A 243-nucleotide genomic window follows, 5' to 3' on the forward strand; every position below is an offset into this window, starting at 1 on the left:
CGATCAGCTGGCGCGCAGCGTTCCTGTTTCAGGCGCTGATCATCGTCGTGATCCTGCTGCTCAGCCGCCGGCTGACCGACCCGATCCCCGCCGACCCCGACCGGCCGTTCGACGTGGTCGGGGCGGTGCTTTCCGCCCTCGGGCTCTTCGTTCTGGTGCTGGGCATCCTCGCCGCAGACACCAGCGTGCCGCTGATGGTGACCCTGGTCATCGTCGGGATCGCCATCCTCGTCGCGTTCTTCT

1 protein-coding gene is annotated in these 243 nt (G+C 67.5%); it reads left to right on the top strand.

Annotated elements, in window-relative coordinates; genetic code table 11:
* Nucleotides 1-243: hypothetical protein (locus SB719_RS22110; RefSeq protein ID WP_412160026.1), on the top strand; the 243-nt coding region annotated here is incomplete at both ends.

This window comes from Pantoea sp. SIMBA_079, from assembly GCF_046940275.1.
GTDB classification, from domain to species: Bacteria; Pseudomonadota; Gammaproteobacteria; order Enterobacterales; family Enterobacteriaceae; genus Pantoea; species Pantoea borealis.